Origin of the sequence: Hafnia paralvei, assembly GCF_020150375.1 — a bacterium.
Lineage (GTDB): Bacteria > Pseudomonadota > Gammaproteobacteria > Enterobacterales > Enterobacteriaceae > Hafnia > Hafnia paralvei.
Genome location: NZ_CP083737.1, coordinates 1,629,338 through 1,645,580 on the forward strand (window position 1 = coordinate 1,629,338; position 16,243 = coordinate 1,645,580).

A 16,243-nucleotide genomic window follows, 5' to 3' on the forward strand; every position below is an offset into this window, starting at 1 on the left:
AATGCCAGCGCTATTTTAATGTTTAATAATTACAGATTGTAATTTCCTAATATAAACTGGCCAATAAGAGACGAAATGGATGGCGGATAGTGATAAAAATAATCACTCATCTCATGTGGGGTTATTTAAAGGCTATATTGCTTTTAACTAAAAAATACAAGAGCCTATACGGCTCTTGTATTTGACGAGATAAGAAAGAATTAAACGCCCAACCGATCGCGGATTGTATAATACGCTGCACCAATAGCGGTGAATGGAATCTGTAGATTTCTTCCCCCAAAGAACGGAAGGTGTGGCAGCTTAGCGAAGGCATCGAAACGTTCAGCATCGCCACGCAGGACTTCTGAAATCAGTTTCCCAGCCAAATGTGTACAGGTGACGCCGTGTCCACTATAGCCTTGCATGTAGTAAATATTGTTCTCAAGTCGGCCAAATTGCGGCATGCGTGATAGGGTGAGCAGGAAATTCCCTGTCCAGCGATAGTCGATTTTTACCCCTTTTAGCTGCGGGAATGTTTTCAACAGTTTTGGCACGATCAGATTGTCGATATCATCAGGATCGCGTGCACCATAGACCACACCGCCACCGTATAGCAGACGGTTATCCCCCGTCAGACGGTAATAATCGAGCAGATAGTTACAGTCTTCTACGCAATAGTTCTTAGGCAGTAATGACGCAGCAACCTCTGGTTGTAACGGCTCGGTGGTAACAATCTGCGTTCCGCATGGCATGCTGCGACGCGCTAATTCAGGTTCTACTTTGTTACCTAAATAGGCATTACCTGCGACAATGACGTATTTTGCCTGTACCTGACCTTTTTCGGTGATAACGGTTGCAGGCGTGCCGTGGTTGATCTTTACTACCGCAGACTGTTCAAAGATACGACCGCCCTGTAAGCGAATAGCTTCTGCTTCACCTAGCGCCAGATTTAAAGGGTGAATATGACCACCGCTGTGATCCAATAAGCCACCGACATAGCGGTCGGACGCTATTTCTTCACGCACTCGGTCTGAATCCAACAATTCGAGTTGAGTATTGCCGTAGCGCTCCCAATGGGCCTTCTGCTCGATCAAGGTGTGATATTGCTTGTTATTCAGCGCAACAAAAATACCGCCCGGTTGGTAATCGCAGTCGATCGCGTAGCGCTTGATACGTTGGCGAATAATTTCAGCACCTTCAAACATCATGCTGCCGAGCATTCTGGCCGTATCCATGCCATAGCGTTGCTCGATAACGTCAATATCGCGACTATATGAGTTCACCAGTTGACCGCCGTTGCGGCCGCTAGCACCAAAACCGATACGCGCAGATTCTAATAGCACGACGTCGTAGCCAGCTTCAACCAGATGCAGAGCGGAGGATAATCCCGTGTAGCCGCCGCCGATAATGCACACATCGCACTGGACGGATTCGGTTAACTGCGGATAGGGCGCGTGTGAATTCGCGCTGGCGGCATAATAGCTATTTACATGTTCTGTCATGATATTTACTCCAGCGAAATCCAGATGGTTTTTAATTCGGTAAATTTTTCTAAGGCATGCAGAGACTTATCGCGTCCGTTACCGCTTTGTTTATAGCCGCCGAACGGTACGGTCATGTCGCCATCATTGTAGTTGTTCACAAATACCGAACCCGCTTTGAGGCGGCGAGACATGCGGTGAGCTTTAGACAGATCGCGCGTCCAGATCGCCGCACCTAAGCCATAATCGCTGTCGTTGGCGAGCTCTAAAGCCTGCTGTTCAGTGGTAAACGTTGAAACGGCAAGCACAGGGCCAAAGATTTCTTCGCGCGCAATGCGCATGTGATTGCTGACATCGGTGAATATGGTCGGGCCGAGATAACTCCCGTGATCGCCTTGCGCGTGATCGCGCCCATCGAGATACAGCGTGGCGCCTTCGGCAATGCCTTGCTGAATATATTCTTGGACTTTAGAGCCGTGCTCAGCATCAATAAGCGTACCCATCACGCTTTCAGGATCGAGTGGGTTACCTGGCCGATAGGCCGCAGCCTGATCGCGCAAGGCGGCAAGAAATTCCTCTTTGATGCTTTCTTCTACCAGCAAGCGCGTACCCGCAATGCACACCTGTCCTTGGTTATAGAAAATGCCAGCCGCTGCATTGGCCGCGGCTTTTGACAAGTCGGGACAGTCAGCAAAAATGATGTTGGCACTTTTGCCACCGGCTTCCAGCCATACGCGTTTCATGTTGGAGTCGCCCGCGTCTTTCAGTAGCTGTTTTGCTGTACGAGTAGAGCCGGTAAATGTCAGCACATCGACGTCAGGATGGCGGGAGAGTGCCTGTCCTGCGTCCTGCCCGAAGCCTGAAATCACGCTAAGCACACCGTCGGGTAAGCCAGCTTCTTTGGCTAACCCCGCGATGCGCAACGCAGTGAGTGGCGATTTTTCTGAAGGCTTGAGTATGACGCTGTTGCCTACCGCCAGTGCGGGGCCGAGTTTCCAGCAGGCGAGTAGCAGTGGGAAATTCCAAGGTACAATGGCAGCTACCACGCCAACCGGTTCACGCTCAATCAAGGCCAGCGCATCTTGGCTGGTTGGGGCAATTTCGCCATAGACTTTGTCAATTGCTTCGGCATACCAACGCAGTGAGCGAATGGCGCCAGGGATATCATCGCGCAGGCTGTGGCGTATCGGCTTGCCGGTATCCAGTGTTTCCAGCAACGCCAGTTCCTCGTGATGTTGTTCCATCAAATCAGCCAGCTTCATCAATATGGATTTACGCTTAGCCGGGGTAGCGCGTGACCAGTCGCCGCGTTCAAAAACGTCTCGCGCTGCGCTAACAGCCTGATTCACATCGTGCTCATTTCCTTGAGCGACGCGCACCAGCTCACGCTGACCCGCAGGATCTTCCACTGAAAACTGTGCGCCATCGGCGGCCTGCTGATAACGGCCATTGATAAATAGTCGATTCTCAATCTCTAGGGCCTTCGCCCGTTGCTGCCAGTACTGCAAGTTGTGAAAGTCCATGCATTCCCCTTAATTGCCGCAGTGACAGGCTTCTCCGTGCGTTAGCCGTGAGGCCTGTATTTGGGTATTTATCTATGTAACTAACATATGCATTAGAAAGTCGTCGGCGTATGGGCGCTGATAATGCGGCATATACGTGCTGACGTATTACTGAAGCTATGGGGAATGCCAGTGTTAATGGCATAACTCTGTCCCGCTTCAAGGTGATATACCTGACCATTAATTGTCAGCATCACTTCCCCTTCCAACAGGGTGCCAATTTCTTCACCCTGATGTTTTATGCGTTCACCGGTTGTGGTTCCGGGTTCGTAAGTCTCAATCATCATGGCCAACGTGCGGTTAGGGTTTCCGTTATGAATCAGTTTCATGGAAACCCCTTGGCTGCCAATTTCGATTAAGTCTTCGGCGTTAATCACAACCTGTGGTTCATCCGGTTTTTCCTGTTCGGCAAAAAACTCCGACAGCGACAACCCATAGACCTTGAGCAGTTTTTGCAAGGTGCTAATTGCTGGGCTGACTTTATCTTGCTCAATGGTGCTAATCGCACTGTGCGTTAATCCAGACAGTTCAGCTGCCCTGCGCTGTGACAAACCCAGTTGTTGACGGATATGTGACAGGCGTTTTCCTGGCGCCAAGCTGACATCGCTCATATGCATACTTCCTTATTGATAGTTCTTGTCAGGCTGGCTGTTTTTTTCAGCACTGGCTTTCTGACAAGCGGTGATAAAACCTTCAAACAACAAGCGGGATAGGGCGTATTCATCGCTGTTCCATTCAGGATGCCACTGCACGCCTAGAGCAAAGGGGTGATCGTGAACGCTCACGGCTTCCACTAATCCATCCGATGCTTTGGCTTCAACGCGCAGCAATGGCCCCAGCGTTTTTGCGCCTTGGCCATGCAATGAGTTAACCCAAAACTTGTTGCAACCCGGTACTAATTTTGAAAGCAAACCCCCATCTTGTACCAGCACTTCATGAGAAGGGGCATATTGTTGCTCAAGCGGTAACTCAGGATCTTCGCGGTGTTCCAATAGCTCAGGCTGTTCATAGAGACGTCGATAGAGCGTGCCACCGGTTGCCACCACCATTTCCTGTAACCCTCGGCAGATGGCGAAAAGGGGAATGCGCCTTTCGAGTGCGATGCTAATTAGCGCCAGACTCAAACTATCACGCCCAGGATCGGCGTCAGGCTCATCGCCGTTTTCACCATATAGGTGCGGCTGCACATTGCTTGGGCTACCCGGCAGCATAATGCCATCCAGATGAGAAAGAAGCGTTTCCAGTAATTCCGGCTCTGCTAGCGCATGGGGCAAAGCGACTGGCACGCCACCGGCATTCAATACGGCATTTAGGTACTTTTCTTGCAAGGTCTGCGTTAAGTGTCCGTGCACCCTGTTCCTACACATGACAACACCGATTACCGGCCTGTTAAATATATTGCCCATACCACCCTCTCCGCTTGGTCTAAATTATGAACACATTGCTTCCATACAGCGCTTTTCCGTTCAATATTTTCTCAATCTAGCAGTGGTACGTCCAATATTCAAACTAATTGCAACACTTGCGAAACATTTTATTTGCATCTACATTTCAATTGTGGACATTATATCGAGCAACTCAAAGGGTCAGATCCACGGTCTTCAATCAATGGCGGGTGAATCATGCAAACCAATATCGTAGAAGTTGAAAATTTTGTTCAGCATAGCGAAGAGAGACGAAGTAGCGCGTTTCAACGCGAAGTTAAAAATTATTTGGAACGCTATCCCTCGACGCAGCATGTGGATGTACTCCTAACCGACCTTAATGGCTGTTTCCGCGGAAAAAGAATTCCTGTTGCAGGTTTGAAAAAACTGGAGAAAGGGTGTTATTTCCCCGCCTCAGTGTTTGCGATGGATATTCTTGGCAACGTGGTTGAAGAGGCCGGTTTAGGACAAGAACTAGGCGAACCGGATCGCACCTGTGTGCCAGTATTGGGTTCGTTAACGCCGTCAGCGGCAGACCCTGAGTTTATCGGTCAGGTTCTTCTGACCATGCTGGATGAAGATGGTACTCCCTTTGACGTTGAGCCACGTAACGTATTGAATAATGTCTGGCAGCAACTACGCCAGCGCGGATTATTCCCCGTGGTAGCGGTAGAGCTGGAGTTCTATCTCATCGATCGACAACGTGATGCGGAAGGGTATCTACAACCGCCATGTGCGCCGGGGACGCAAGAGCGAAATACGCAGAGTCAGGTTTATTCCGTTGATAACCTGAATCATTTTGCTGATGTCCTCAGCGATATCGATGAGCTGGCAAAACTGCAACAAATTCCCGCCGATGGCGCCGTTGCTGAAGCCTCCCCAGGGCAGTTCGAAGTTAATCTTAACCATACCGATAACGTTTTGCAGGCTTGCGATCATGCGCTGTCTCTGAAGCGACTGGTGCGTATGGTGGCTGAAAACCATGATATGCATGCCACCTTTATGGCAAAGCCTTATGAAGAACATGCTGGCAGTGGGATGCACATCCACATCAGCATGTTGGATAACAAAGGTCAGAATGTGTTTGCCGATGATGACGGCGAAGATTCTCTGCTATTGAAGAAAGCGCTTGCTGGGATGATGGCGTTAATGCCTGCCTCAATGGCACTGCTGGCACCTAATGTCAACGCTTTCCGTCGTTTCCAACCGGGAATGTACGTACCGACTCAAGCCTCTTGGGGGCATAACAACCGAACCGTGGCGCTGCGCATTCCGTGCGGCGATCGTGACAGCCACCGCGTTGAATATCGCGTAGCGGGCGCTGATGCTAACCCCTATCTAGTGATGGCCACGGTTCTTGCCGGCATTTTGCATGGCTTAGACAACGACCTCACGCTGGCTGAGCCGATCACCGGCAACGGTATTGAGCAGGAAGGTTTACCTTTCCCGATCCGCCAAAGCGATGCGCTGTATGAATTTGAAGAACAGCAGGCGCTGCGCTCACTGCTCGGAGAGCGTTTCAGCCATGTTTACCATGCTTGTAAGACCGATGAGCTAATTCAGTTCGAGCGTATGGTGACTGATACTGAAATTGACTGGATGCTGAAGAACGCCTGATCCCTTTATTTTTCAAACTGTAGATGTGTTGGCTGCCTTTAATCCCTCAGTTACTGACTGGCGTCAGCTTCAGGGGATTCATTCAGATGCCGCCTTTCTTCACTTTGAAATCTTTCGGGGATAGCCGGAAAAATGTTGTAACTCCACCTTAATTCCTCTTTTGTCAGAGGGCAGTACGTACGGTGGGGGGAAGTCTGTATTCGAAATTCAAATTCAATTACGGAGCACATCATGTCTGAGAATCACAATCTGTCCGGTAATGGCACCAACCAATCGTGGCAGACGCGCCGTGAGGAAGCGGTGGCGGGCGGAGTTTCAACCTTACTGCCAGCGTTCATTCAAAAAGCGCGCAACGCTGAGCTGTGGGACATCGAAGGCAATCGTTATATCGATTTTGCAGCCGGGATCGCGGTATTAAATACCGGACATAACCATCCCAAAGTGATCGCGGCGGTGCAAGAGCAACTGACTCGATTTACTCATCCGTGCTTCCAAGTGACGCCGTATCCTGAATATGTTGAGTTGGCTGAGCGTTTGAATGCGCTGGTGCCTATTAAGGAAGCGACTCAGACACTGTTATTGACGACGGGAGCCGAAGCGGTTGAAAACGCCGTTAAGGTTGCGCGTATCGCAACGGGGCGCGGCGGTGTGATTGCGTTTCGCGGCGGTTTTCACGGACGCACCCTCATGGGCATGGCGCTAACGGGAAAAGTAGCACCGTACAAACAGGGATATGGGCCATTCCCATCGGGCATTTATCATGCGCCGTATCCTGCGCCATACCTCGGCATTACTGAACAACATGCTTTGGATGCGTTAGATGCCATTTTTGCCGCCGATATTGCGCCGACCGAAGTCGCCGCTATCATCATTGAACCGGTGCAGGGTGAAGGCGGTTTCTATGCGGCTCCGGCGGGCTTCCTCAAATCGCTGCGTGAGATTTGCGATCGGCACGGGATCGTCTTGATCGCAGACGAAATTCAGAGCGGTTTCTGTCGTACAGGTAAGACCTTTGCTATTGAGCATACCGGCGTAGAGCCCGATTTAGTGACTATGGCGAAAAGTCTGGCTGGTGGTTTCCCGCTGTCTGCGTTGGTCGGCAAAAAGCGTTTAATGGAAAAAGCGTTGCCGGGCGGATTAGGGGGAACCTATGCCGGTTCGCCGGTTGCAATTGCAGCGGCGCTGGCAGTGACGGATCTGATTAAGGATGAACAACTGAATCAGAAGGCACGACAGGTCGGTGAGCAGATCACCCGCGAACTACATGCGCTGGCTGAGCGTTTTGACTGCATTGGTGACATTCGCGCCGTGGGTGCGATGGTGGCTATGGAATTAGTTGAAAACCGTGATGCGACTAAGCCGAATAAAGCACTGACTTCGGCGTTGGTGAAAGAGGCTGGTAAGCAGGGGCTGATTTTACTCTCCTGTGGCGTGCGCGGTAATGTCATTCGATTCTTAGCACCGCTCACAGCAGAAAAAGAAGTTATAAAAGAAGGTATGGAAAAGTTGGCTACGGCACTTTCTGTTGTCGCTAAAAAAGTGCAGAATGCATGACATAAAGATAACCGGCAGTTTACTGACGGTTATCTTTTTTTTATCACTGAAGCGATGCGTAACACAACCCATCGATGGTGAACAAACGATGAACTGCCCGAACAGCTGATTGGGCAGATTCCAAATACAGAGCGCGATCGGTTGATTTGCGCGATAGCCAGAGCAAAAGCATTACTCGCGGCTGTTTTCCACTACCGGACCACGGAGCGTTCAGGCGGTAGTGGTTTCAATGTGACGTATCGGGATACGTCTAGAGGATATAACGATGGTGCATGTTTATGTTTATCCGCCGCGCTTGGGCGAACGCCTGAGCCGCAGCGAATACGGGCCAGCTCACTGTTTTTCTGGCGCTTTGCTAAATGAACAAACTTATATCTGTAGTCGATTATCCCGCCGCCTAATACGACGTTTCCCCGCGGCCTCTCTGAATGACGTTAATTTGTTACCAGCAGAGGACAAAGGGGGAAACCGTCATGGCGATTAGAACTCCTTCTGTTTCTCAGGCGACTGCACATGAAGCAGGCAAGCCTCAATTACGTAAATCTCTAAAGCTCTGGCAGATCGTTATGATGGGCTTGGCCTACCTGACGCCAATGACAGTGTTTGATACCTTCGGCATTGTTTCCGGTATCAGCAACGGCCATGTGCCGATGTCATATCTGTTTGCGCTGGCCGGAGTGCTATTTACGGCAATTAGCTATGGAAAACTGGTACGTCAGTTCCCGACGGCGGGTTCTGCCTATACCTATGCGCAAAAAGCGATAAATCCGCACGTAGGTTTCTTGGTGGGCTGGTCATCGCTGCTTGATTATCTGTTTTTGCCGATGATTAACGTGCTGTTGGCAAAAATCTATCTGTCGGCGATGTTCCCAGAAGTTCCCCCTTGGATTTGGGTCGTTGGTTTTGTTGCGATAATGACGGCGGCTAACCTGAAAAGTGTGAGTTTAGTGGCAAACTTCAACACCATTTTTGTTCTGGTGCAGGTTGCCATTATTTTGGTCTTCATCTTTCTCGTGGTTCAAGGGCTGCATAAAGGGGAAGGGGTGGGAAAGGTGTGGAGTCTACAGCCTTTTGTCAGTGAAAATGCCCACCTGTTGCCGATAATCACCGGTGCCACCATCGTGTGCTTCTCCTTCCTCGGATTTGATGCGGTAACTACGTTGTCTGAAGAAACCAAGGATGCGGCAAAAACCATTCCGCGCGCGATATTCTTGACCGCGCTGTATGGCGGGATCATTTTCATCTCGGTGTCGTTCTTTATTCAGCTCTTCTTCCCCGATATCACGCGCTTTAAACAGCCGGATGAGGCGTTACCGGAAATTGCGTTATACGTCGGTGGCAAGCTGTTCCAGTCAATCTTCTTGTGCACCACCTTCGTGAATACGTTGGCTTCGGGTTTGGCATCGCACGCCAGCGTTTCACGCCTGCTGTACGTGATGGGGCGTGATAACGTATTCCCAGAGAAGATTTTTGGCTATGTACATCCCAAGTGGCGCACGCCAGCGTTAAACGTGATCATGGTGGGATTGGTGGCTCTGTCGGCCATTTCGTTTGATTTGGTGACGGCCACGGCGTTGATTAACTTTGGTGCGCTGGTTGCGTTTACCTTTGTGAATCTTTCAGTCATCAGCCATTTTTACATTCGCGAAGGACGTAATAAAACGTGGAAAGATCGCTTCCATTTTCTGGTATTGCCGATGATCGGGGCCCTCACCGTGGCCGTACTGTGGCTGAACCTTGAGAAAAGTTCACTGACGATGGGATTGATTTGGGCAGCGCTCGGCTTTGGATATTTGGTTTATCTGACCCGACGCTTCCGTAAACCGCCACCGCAGTTCGAAAGCCAACCGCAGGCGGAATGACACGGGTAGAAGTCATATCGGGGAGTGAAAGCTCCCCGATTTTTTACCTATAGCGCCGCCAGACCGGAGGATGTTTATTGAGCGGTTAGGGTGGGTGAGTTAATGTCCCGGATGGTTTCTTTTTCCCCGTACCATATCTGTGGCCAGATGCCGGTAACGCCAATGCTGGCGGAATAACTCATATACACAAAATGCCAATCCTAACCATATCAAGGAGAAACTGATCATTTTCGGCATACTAATTGGCTCACCGAAGGCTAATACGGCGAGCAAGAATTGCAGCGACGGCTCTACATATTGCGCTAAGCCAATCACCGTCAGCGAAGTGCGTTTGATTGCGGCGGCGAACAGTAAAAGTGGTGCAAAGGTGACTGGGGCGGTAAGCGCATAAAGTACAAAGGTTTTAGTGCCGGAACCCGCTAAAATGCTGCTGCCTGTCATGTGCAACCAAATTGTGATGGCAATAGCCAGCGGCAACATCCAAAGGGTTTCCAGCGTTAACGCGGTCATGATGTCGTAACGGATAAATTTACGCACCAGACCATAAAAGGCAAAAGTACTGCCCATCGCCAAAGCCAAAATGGGGATGTGTCCCAACAACACGATCTGATAGGCCAGCCCTGTTATCGCGAGCGCAACGGCAATTCGCTGAAAACGGCTTAGTTTGTCGTGCAGAAAAATCACGCCAAGGGCAATTGAAAATAGTGGATTAGTGAAGTAACCGAGACTGGCATCTAAGACCAAATTGTGGGTGAGGGCATAGATAAACGTGGTCCATGATACGCTCATGATAGCGCCGCCCAGCAGACAGCAAAACAGAGAGCGCTTGTCCTGCCAGACTTGTTTCCACGTTGTGCGATTTTTGAAGAGCAGACGTAGCAAAAGCAGCAAAGGAATAGACCAAAACAGGCGTTGCGCTAGCAGCTCTAATGCATTGGCATCCGGCAGCATTTTATAAAATAACGGAGTGATACCCCATAAAATAAACGCCAGAACGGCCAAGGCTGGCCCGTTTTTTAGCCACATAATAACGACCTGTTTTTTGTAAAGTCTATTGTAAAATAAAGATAAAATCGGCTTCTGATGCTAATACTACCCGCTGTTGAAAATACTGTGGGTGATATAGCTCACCCTAAAACATAAAACTCATAAATATTAATTGACTAGCTGACGCGCGTATTCAAAGAGCTCTTTGAGTTGGGCAAGCTTTTCAGGTTCGTCTTCATGGCGGTTATACAACTCTTCAAGTTGATGGATATACGCCTGTAATCGCTCCGGTGTTAGCACTGCTTGGCGGTGGAGTTGCCAGCGACGTTGCTCATCATCGGTAAGCGTCGTGGGGAAGTTGCGGGCGCGATAGCGGAACAGCAAAGGCAGAACGCGTTTATCGTTAAACGTGAGGTCGAGAGCGGGAAGATTCTGTGGCAGCGTCTCTCTTATAATCTGCATGGCGCTTCGGTCTGCGTCGCTGAAGAACCCGTCATAAAGCTGTGCATCAACGTCATCTGACGCTTTAAAAGGCTCGGCCTCAGCGAAAACGGCAACGACTTTATCGCGCAGCTCTGGGTGATTACGCAGCAACTGCAAGTTATCCATACAACGCTGGCGGTCTAAGCCAAGGCGTTCAGCGTTTTCTGGGCGCAGCGTCTGATCTGGAGCCAAAACCGGACACTTGTTGATATGGACTAATTTAAGCGGTGCAGGCGGTTGGTCGGAACGCAATTCACTACGACGTGTATAAAGACGTTCGCGCAGAGCATCGGTATCGAGTTCCAACAGTGGTGACATATCACCGGCAAGATCGCACATGATCACGGCATTTTTGTTGTCGGGGTGCCACGCCAGTGGCGCAACTAGGCTTGTATTGCCACGCAGCGCACCAAACATTCCGGAAATATGGACTAAAGGTTTCATGTTGGCGATATCAAGTAGTGCAGAAACCTTATGCTTATTTCTCAGTTGGAACAGGTAATCAAACAGCTTAGGCTGAGCTTGTTTAACTAACTTCGCCAGTGCAATGGTGGCGTACACGTCAGCCATCGCATCATGCGCATTTTCGTGTTCGATACCGTTGGCTTTAGACAAATGCTCGAGCTTGAAGCTCGGCAGACCTTCTTCATTTTCTGGCCAGTTAATCCCTTCAGGACGTAAGGCGTAGCAGGTACGCAGCACATCGAGTAAATCCCAGCGTGAATTCCCGTTTTGCCAACTATAGGCGTAGGGATCGTAAAAGTTGCGATAAAAGATATTGCGGCTTACTTCATCATCAAAACGAATATTGTTGTAGCCCATGATACAGGTGCCAGGCACGCTAAACATTTGATTGATCTGGCGAGAAAACTCGGCTTCGCTAACGCCTCGTGTTAAAGCAACCTGAGGAGTAATACCCGTGATCATCACGGCTTCTGGCTGTGGCAGATAGTCGTCTGAGGGGCGGCAGTAAATGACCAGTGGCTCTTCGATAATGTTGAAATCAGCATCGGTACGAACGCCCGCAAATTGGGCTGGTCGATCTAGCGCGGGATGTTGACCAAAGGTTTCGTAGTCGTGGATGAGGAAGGAGCTTTGTATTTTTGTGTTCTTCACAGTAAAATAATGTCCATTATTGTTCAATAATATCCTGTTTTTATTGGGTATTATTTCTATTGTTTGTCGCTGTCTGTACACGTTTGTCTATTAATGTTGTTTACTGTTTGCCTTAGTCCGTGCATGATTGCGTACAGACTTGGTACAGAATCTCAAAAACTAGTGTGTACAGAAAATTATTATGGCTCTCAGCGATACAAAACTGCGTTCTATACATGGTAAACCATATTCGGGTACACCAGAAGTGGCCGATACAGATGGATTAGGAGTGCGCATTTCCCCCAAGGGGGTTGTCACATTTCAGTACCGTTATCGGTGGGCTGGAAAGCCACAAAGGTTAGGGCTTGGGCGATACCCCGCATTGTCATTAAAAGATGCCAGAACGTTAACGTCTGAGCTCAGACTTTTATATGATGGTGGAACAGATCCCCGAACCTATTTTGAACGAGAGAAAGGCCAATCGGTAGTAACGGTTAAGGATTGCATCAATTACTGGCAAGAAACCTATGTTGATGTGGCCTTACGCCCCAAGACGAAAGCCCTGTATGAATCTACCGTTATAAAGCACATGAAAGATGCTTTTCCCAACCAAAATATTAACGATATAACGGTAAGGCAATGGATGGAACGCTTCACGGCAGAGGAAAAAATTAATCCTCGCCGTGCACGTCAACTCTTAACCCAGTTACGTTCAGCCATTAACTGGTGCATTCGACGGCAGTATATTGATACCTGCTCCGTGATGCGTATCAGTCCGAAGGATGTAGGGTGTAAACCAGAAGTTGGTGACCGGGTTCTTACCTACAACGAGCTGGCAATGCTTTGGCTGGCTATAGAGCGTAGTAGAGCTGCCACTTCGAATAAACTACTCCACCAAATGGTTATGCTGTGGGGGGCAAGGTTATCCGAAGTTAGGCTGGCGGAACGCAGTGAGTTTGATCTCCATGAGTTGGTTTGGACGGTTCCTAAAGAACACAACAAAACGAAAATAGTGCTGCGGCGTCCTATTTTTGAGCAAATTAAACCGTTGGTTGAAAAGGCTATGCTTACTTACGGGGATACTATGTTTCCCGGACAGAGTATGGATACACCTATTACAATAGCTGCAGCAAACCGCTACATGGCAAGAATAAAGGCTACTTTAGGTATAGGCGAGTGGAGAACTCATGATTTTCGTCGAACGCTTGTTACAAGATTATCAGAAGAGGGGGTCCCACCGCATGTTACTGAGAAGATGCTAGGCCACGAACTAGGTGGGGTCATGTCTGTTTATAACAAACATGATTGGCTTTCTGAGCAGAAAGCGGCGTATGAGTTATACGCCGATAAAATATTCTGGCACGTTAAGAAGATCTCTGGTTAACGCCGCCATTAATGATCCAATGATCCACGTCCGAGCGCAGGTATTGTTTTGGATGTGTCCTGACTGGCTTTGGAAAGTTATATTTTTTCACATAGTTCCACAGAGTCTGGCGTGATGATATTTCTAGTTTTAGCATCACCTCAGACTCTTTAATCATTTCAGTATTAGCCATTATTCACCTACCTTACGATAACCAGCACTCAAAACTGCTTTTGCTATATGGGCTGCTGATCCATCTGCGTTGTGACATTCCACCTCAATCAGCTCGTTCAATTCGTTAACTAAAATTCCATCAAGGCTCTTTGGCCATTGCTCCCAAGGAATGTCTGCACCTTCAAACCCAGCAAGCGTTTCAATGGTGAGCATCACGGCATCTTCAACACTGCGATCAGGCTTTCGATATCCTGCAGCAAAAATAGCGTCGGTGATGCCAGATGAGCCACCAGACACTGCGGCCTTGATTGTCTTTGTGAGTTCAAACATATTGCTATTCATCACTAGACCTCCCACATAACAGCTTTATAGGCGCGCATCACAACAGCGGTTTTGCCTGATATGACCGATTTCATAAAGAAGAGACCCGAGCGATAAGTTTTAACATCAGCCGCAAATAATGCGGCATCGACTACACGGTTATGACGGCGGAATTCAAAGGCAGTGCTGGTCACGGTGATCGTTGCAATGACACCGTGGTCTTGATAATCAATCTTCATTTAGCACCTCAGCACACAGTTCGAAGGCATTATCGTGCAACGGCATGATCACGAGAAACGGATTGCCATATAGGTGATTGGTCACCGGATCTAAAATCAGTTGGCATTGTGCCGTCTTGCCATAAGGTTTGAATTTGACGGGGCCAAACCCGCTACGAAACATTAAATAAGGCAACGCCAGCAGCTGGGCTGCAAAAATTGGTAACTCGGTGCAAGGTTCTGGCTTCTCAGGCAGCAACTTGGCAAAGTCAGGGTAGCGACAGGGCATAACTGTGAGTTCATTACGGCCTAATGCCTGTTTGTTTTCATCAAAATGGATAGCCACCCAGCCATCATCCAAAAGTTGAAAAAGGGTACCTTCCGCGTCATCCGGAATAACACCGCTGACCAAAAAGACAGCGTCAATTTCAGTATCAGCGCCATGTTCCATCATTACGGCAGCACGCCCATTAGTCGCTTGAATATGGGTTGGGGTGATGTAGACCCCTTGCAGGTAAGTGCGCTGTTCGTTCTCGGCAGCCACACAGCACAGAGCGGCACGAAGAATATCAGTTGGAATAAGCATTATTTGGCCTCCGGTGTGTAAATGGCTTTGTCGTGACTAAACTCGCCGTTCCATGTCTTTTTCATTGGCAGTTCACCTTTCATGTACAATCGGTAAAGTCGGTGACAACCATTCTCCAGTAGCACTGGCGTAAATCGGGTAAACTCGTCCGCCCCATGCGGTGTAATCTGCATTTCTTCTTCAGTCAGATATTTATCGCGGGCATAGGAAGCAACACGCCACTTCGGGGGCTTCTCAGGATCTCGCTGGGCGTTGTATAACCAGTTGCGTTGAAAAGCCCACCATGACATTTTGCTTACGTTGACGCCGTTTAGAGCCTTACAGAAAGCAGGGATCGTCATGCCTTTAGTGAAGTGTTTCGCTAAGCTTTCTACGGTGGCGTTTAAAGTTTTATTCTCAAGTGCGGCTGCCTCGGCTCGTTCCTCAGCTTCGATAACCATCAGTGCTAGTTCTTTACGTCCGATCACTGCTGGCGCTGGAATCGCATTACGCTGGGTAAAGTAGAACTCAACCAAGTCCTCGTGGTATCCCCACGCCTGATCGGTTTCCAGCATCTTGGCGTGGTTGGCGGCGCCGCGTTCAGTCCAGAGAATCAATGAGGTTGTATGTTTATTAACCGACTCGCTTAAAGATAGTCGGAATGACTTCAGTTCATTTCCGCTGATTTTGAAAAAGTGCTTACCTTCAACAAAGCGGTTTGCATTACGGGTGTGGTTCTGTTGAATGCGGATCACCGTTGTGCCATACCCCGCTGCTAGCTGCTCTGTGGTTGCTACACGTTTCCCACGATATTCGATAACTTTCAGGTCTTTGGCTTCAACAGCCACCAGCTCAGTTTTCTTAGCCATTGTTCGCCTCACTTGTGCTGCAGGTAATTTGATAACCAGCCATCTCTGCTAGCTCAATGAAAGCCGGAACCGTAGCCACCATTTCACCGTTTTGTAGCAGTCGTTCACTGATGATTTTTCCGTTCTCCAACGTGAGGAGAATCTGGGCTTTATAGTTGCTAGCTAATTCTGTTGTGCTATTCATTGCCGCTCCCCTCAGTGCATTTCTTTAGCTGGTGGAATTTCACCGCTGATTAAAAATTTCGAACCGGAAATAAGAACCTCATCGATGAAATCAACCATCCATGTAGATCCTTCCTGCTCACGCTTCAGGCGGTCTCCTAAATAAAACTGCATGACTGATATGTAGCGATCGGCAGGACGCTTTTCTAAAATCGTGGCTTCTATCTGGCACTGCAGGAGCACTTCGATTACACGCTTGTCTATTTGAATAATGACGTTGCTGTGAACAAAGATGTGCCCGCCATTAGCCGCCAGACCGAAACGCTTCTCGCACTCGATTAAATAAGTGAGCGTCTCCACGGAACGAGCCTGTGAGCAGAAGCACTCTGCATATTCCAGCATTTCATCGCGTGATAACTCCGCTCCTGAATTCAAGCGATTAATATCAAGAAGCCAGTCAGGGACATTAGAGTTATTGCTCTTCATATATTCGACCATTTGCTCTAGTGACATTTTATTTTTCACAA

General features: G+C 48.9%; 18 protein-coding genes. 5 read left to right on the top strand and 13 right to left on the bottom strand.

The window, feature by feature from the left end:
* Nucleotides 1-200 precede the first annotated feature (200 nt).
* The 4 genes from K9N75_RS07685 to puuD all read right to left on the bottom strand — a co-directional run bounded on the left by K9N75_RS07685 (nt 201) and on the right by puuD (nt 4,428).
* Nucleotides 201-1,481 (bottom strand): NAD(P)/FAD-dependent oxidoreductase, encoded by a 1,281-nt coding sequence (locus K9N75_RS07685; protein ID WP_039189578.1) that lies wholly within the window; start codon nt 1,479-1,481, stop codon nt 201-203.
* A gap of 5 nt (nt 1,482-1,486) precedes the next feature.
* Nucleotides 1,487-2,983: an aldehyde dehydrogenase PuuC gene (puuC, locus tag K9N75_RS07690; protein WP_061060236.1), complete on the bottom strand. Its 1,497-nt coding sequence runs from the start codon at nt 2,981-2,983 to the stop codon at nt 1,487-1,489.
* Nucleotides 2,984-3,075: 92 nt separating this feature from the next.
* A complete protein-coding gene (gene puuR / locus K9N75_RS07695) occupies nt 3,076-3,633 on the bottom strand; it encodes an HTH-type transcriptional regulator PuuR (RefSeq protein ID WP_008812899.1) in 558 nt (185 codons plus the stop codon).
* Nucleotides 3,634-3,645: 12 nt separating this feature from the next.
* Entirely contained in the window at nt 3,646-4,428 is a 783-nt protein-coding gene (gene puuD, locus K9N75_RS07700) for a gamma-glutamyl-gamma-aminobutyrate hydrolase (RefSeq protein ID WP_224452421.1), read from the bottom strand.
* A 216-nt stretch (nt 4,429-4,644) separates the two neighbouring features.
* Between puuD and K9N75_RS07705 the strand changes: the two genes are divergently transcribed.
* The 4 genes from K9N75_RS07705 to K9N75_RS07720 all read left to right on the top strand — a co-directional run bounded on the left by K9N75_RS07705 (nt 4,645) and on the right by K9N75_RS07720 (nt 9,479).
* On the top strand, nt 4,645-6,063 hold the full coding sequence (locus tag K9N75_RS07705; RefSeq protein WP_008812901.1) for a glutamine synthetase family protein: 1,419 nt from the start codon (nt 4,645-4,647) through the stop codon (nt 6,061-6,063).
* Nucleotides 6,064-6,294: 231 nt separating this feature from the next.
* Entirely contained in the window at nt 6,295-7,617 is a 1,323-nt protein-coding gene (gene gabT / locus K9N75_RS07710; protein ID WP_185923106.1) for a 4-aminobutyrate--2-oxoglutarate transaminase, read from the top strand.
* A 265-nt stretch (nt 7,618-7,882) separates the two neighbouring features.
* Complete coding sequence (locus tag K9N75_RS07715; RefSeq protein WP_004096065.1) at nt 7,883-8,101, top strand: hypothetical protein; 219 nt, start codon at nt 7,883-7,885, stop codon at nt 8,099-8,101.
* Entirely contained in the window at nt 8,091-9,479 is a 1,389-nt protein-coding gene (locus K9N75_RS07720; protein WP_008812903.1) for an APC family permease, read from the top strand. Before K9N75_RS07715 ends, K9N75_RS07720 begins: the two co-directional genes overlap by 11 nt.
* Nucleotides 9,480-9,578: 99 nt before the next feature.
* Here K9N75_RS07720 and rarD read toward each other — a convergent pair whose 3' ends face one another.
* Both rarD and sbcB read right to left on the bottom strand, forming a co-directional pair.
* Nucleotides 9,579-10,505: an EamA family transporter RarD gene (gene rarD / locus K9N75_RS07725; protein WP_008812904.1), complete on the bottom strand. Its 927-nt coding sequence runs from the start codon at nt 10,503-10,505 to the stop codon at nt 9,579-9,581.
* Between the two features lie 129 nt (nt 10,506-10,634).
* Nucleotides 10,635-12,065 (bottom strand): exodeoxyribonuclease I, encoded by a 1,431-nt coding sequence (gene sbcB / locus K9N75_RS07730; protein ID WP_224452422.1) that lies wholly within the window; start codon nt 12,063-12,065, stop codon nt 10,635-10,637.
* Nucleotides 12,066-12,246: 181 nt separating this feature from the next.
* On the opposite strand from sbcB, the gene K9N75_RS07735 reads away from it, so the two are divergent.
* A complete protein-coding gene (locus K9N75_RS07735; protein ID WP_224452423.1) occupies nt 12,247-13,428 on the top strand; it encodes a tyrosine-type recombinase/integrase in 1,182 nt (393 codons plus the stop codon).
* Here K9N75_RS07735 and K9N75_RS07740 read toward each other — a convergent pair.
* The 7 genes from K9N75_RS07740 to K9N75_RS07770 are packed head-to-tail and all read right to left on the bottom strand — an operon-like array spanning nt 13,409 to nt 16,241.
* The gene (locus K9N75_RS07740; RefSeq protein ID WP_130955318.1) at nt 13,409-13,600 is read right to left on the bottom strand and encodes a helix-turn-helix transcriptional regulator; all 192 of its coding nucleotides are present in this window, start codon (nt 13,598-13,600) and stop codon (nt 13,409-13,411) included. The two genes, K9N75_RS07735 and K9N75_RS07740, sit on opposite strands and share 20 nt — an antisense overlap.
* Nucleotides 13,600-13,923, bottom strand: coding sequence for a hypothetical protein (locus tag K9N75_RS07745; protein WP_025797634.1), 324 nt, complete (start codon nt 13,921-13,923; stop codon nt 13,600-13,602). Before K9N75_RS07745 ends, K9N75_RS07740 begins: the two co-directional genes overlap by 1 nt.
* Before the next feature lie 2 nt (nt 13,924-13,925).
* Complete coding sequence (locus K9N75_RS07750; protein WP_224452424.1) at nt 13,926-14,141, bottom strand: hypothetical protein; 216 nt, start codon at nt 14,139-14,141, stop codon at nt 13,926-13,928.
* Nucleotides 14,131-14,706, bottom strand: a complete 576-nt coding sequence (locus K9N75_RS07755) for a hypothetical protein (protein ID WP_224452425.1) — start codon at nt 14,704-14,706, stop codon at nt 14,131-14,133. The genes K9N75_RS07750 and K9N75_RS07755 overlap by 11 nt, the downstream gene beginning before the upstream one ends.
* On the bottom strand, nt 14,706-15,554 hold the full coding sequence (locus K9N75_RS07760; protein ID WP_224452426.1) for an ORF6N domain-containing protein: 849 nt from the start codon (nt 15,552-15,554) through the stop codon (nt 14,706-14,708). The genes K9N75_RS07755 and K9N75_RS07760 overlap by 1 nt, the downstream gene beginning before the upstream one ends.
* Nucleotides 15,547-15,738 (bottom strand): hypothetical protein, encoded by a 192-nt coding sequence (locus K9N75_RS07765; protein ID WP_224452427.1) that lies wholly within the window; start codon nt 15,736-15,738, stop codon nt 15,547-15,549. Before K9N75_RS07765 ends, K9N75_RS07760 begins: the two co-directional genes overlap by 8 nt.
* Before the next feature lie 11 nt (nt 15,739-15,749).
* Nucleotides 15,750-16,241 carry a hypothetical protein gene (locus K9N75_RS07770; protein ID WP_224452428.1) on the bottom strand — a complete coding sequence of 164 codons (492 nt, stop codon included), beginning with the start codon at nt 16,239-16,241 and terminating at the stop codon, nt 15,750-15,752.
* Nucleotides 16,242-16,243 lie beyond the last annotated feature (2 nt).

Coding starts and splice junctions, on each gene's coding strand:
- K9N75_RS07720 (WP_008812903.1), top strand. CDS start 8,091: ATGGCGATTAGAACTCCTTCTGTTTCTCAGGCGACTGCACATGAAGCA.
- K9N75_RS07750 (WP_224452424.1), bottom strand. CDS start 14,141: ATGAAGATTGATTATCAAGACCACGGTGTCATTGCAACGATCACCGTG.
- puuC (WP_061060236.1), bottom strand. CDS start 2,983: ATGGACTTTCACAACTTGCAGTACTGGCAGCAACGGGCGAAGGCCCTA.
- rarD (WP_008812904.1), bottom strand. CDS start 10,505: ATGTGGCTAAAAAACGGGCCAGCCTTGGCCGTTCTGGCGTTTATTTTA.
- gabT (WP_185923106.1), top strand. CDS start 6,295: ATGTCTGAGAATCACAATCTGTCCGGTAATGGCACCAACCAATCGTGG.
- K9N75_RS07745 (WP_025797634.1), bottom strand. CDS start 13,923: ATGAATAGCAATATGTTTGAACTCACAAAGACAATCAAGGCCGCAGTG.
- K9N75_RS07715 (WP_004096065.1), top strand. CDS start 7,883: ATGGTGCATGTTTATGTTTATCCGCCGCGCTTGGGCGAACGCCTGAGC.
- K9N75_RS07760 (WP_224452426.1), bottom strand. CDS start 15,554: ATGGCTAAGAAAACTGAGCTGGTGGCTGTTGAAGCCAAAGACCTGAAA.
- puuD (WP_224452421.1), bottom strand. CDS start 4,428: ATGGGCAATATATTTAACAGGCCGGTAATCGGTGTTGTCATGTGTAGG.
- K9N75_RS07735 (WP_224452423.1), top strand. CDS start 12,247: ATGGCTCTCAGCGATACAAAACTGCGTTCTATACATGGTAAACCATAT.
- K9N75_RS07685 (WP_039189578.1), bottom strand. CDS start 1,481: ATGACAGAACATGTAAATAGCTATTATGCCGCCAGCGCGAATTCACAC.
- K9N75_RS07705 (WP_008812901.1), top strand. CDS start 4,645: ATGCAAACCAATATCGTAGAAGTTGAAAATTTTGTTCAGCATAGCGAA.
- K9N75_RS07765 (WP_224452427.1), bottom strand. CDS start 15,738: ATGAATAGCACAACAGAATTAGCTAGCAACTATAAAGCCCAGATTCTC.
- K9N75_RS07740 (WP_130955318.1), bottom strand. CDS start 13,600: ATGGCTAATACTGAAATGATTAAAGAGTCTGAGGTGATGCTAAAACTA.
- puuR (WP_008812899.1), bottom strand. CDS start 3,633: ATGAGCGATGTCAGCTTGGCGCCAGGAAAACGCCTGTCACATATCCGT.
- K9N75_RS07755 (WP_224452425.1), bottom strand. CDS start 14,706: ATGCTTATTCCAACTGATATTCTTCGTGCCGCTCTGTGCTGTGTGGCT.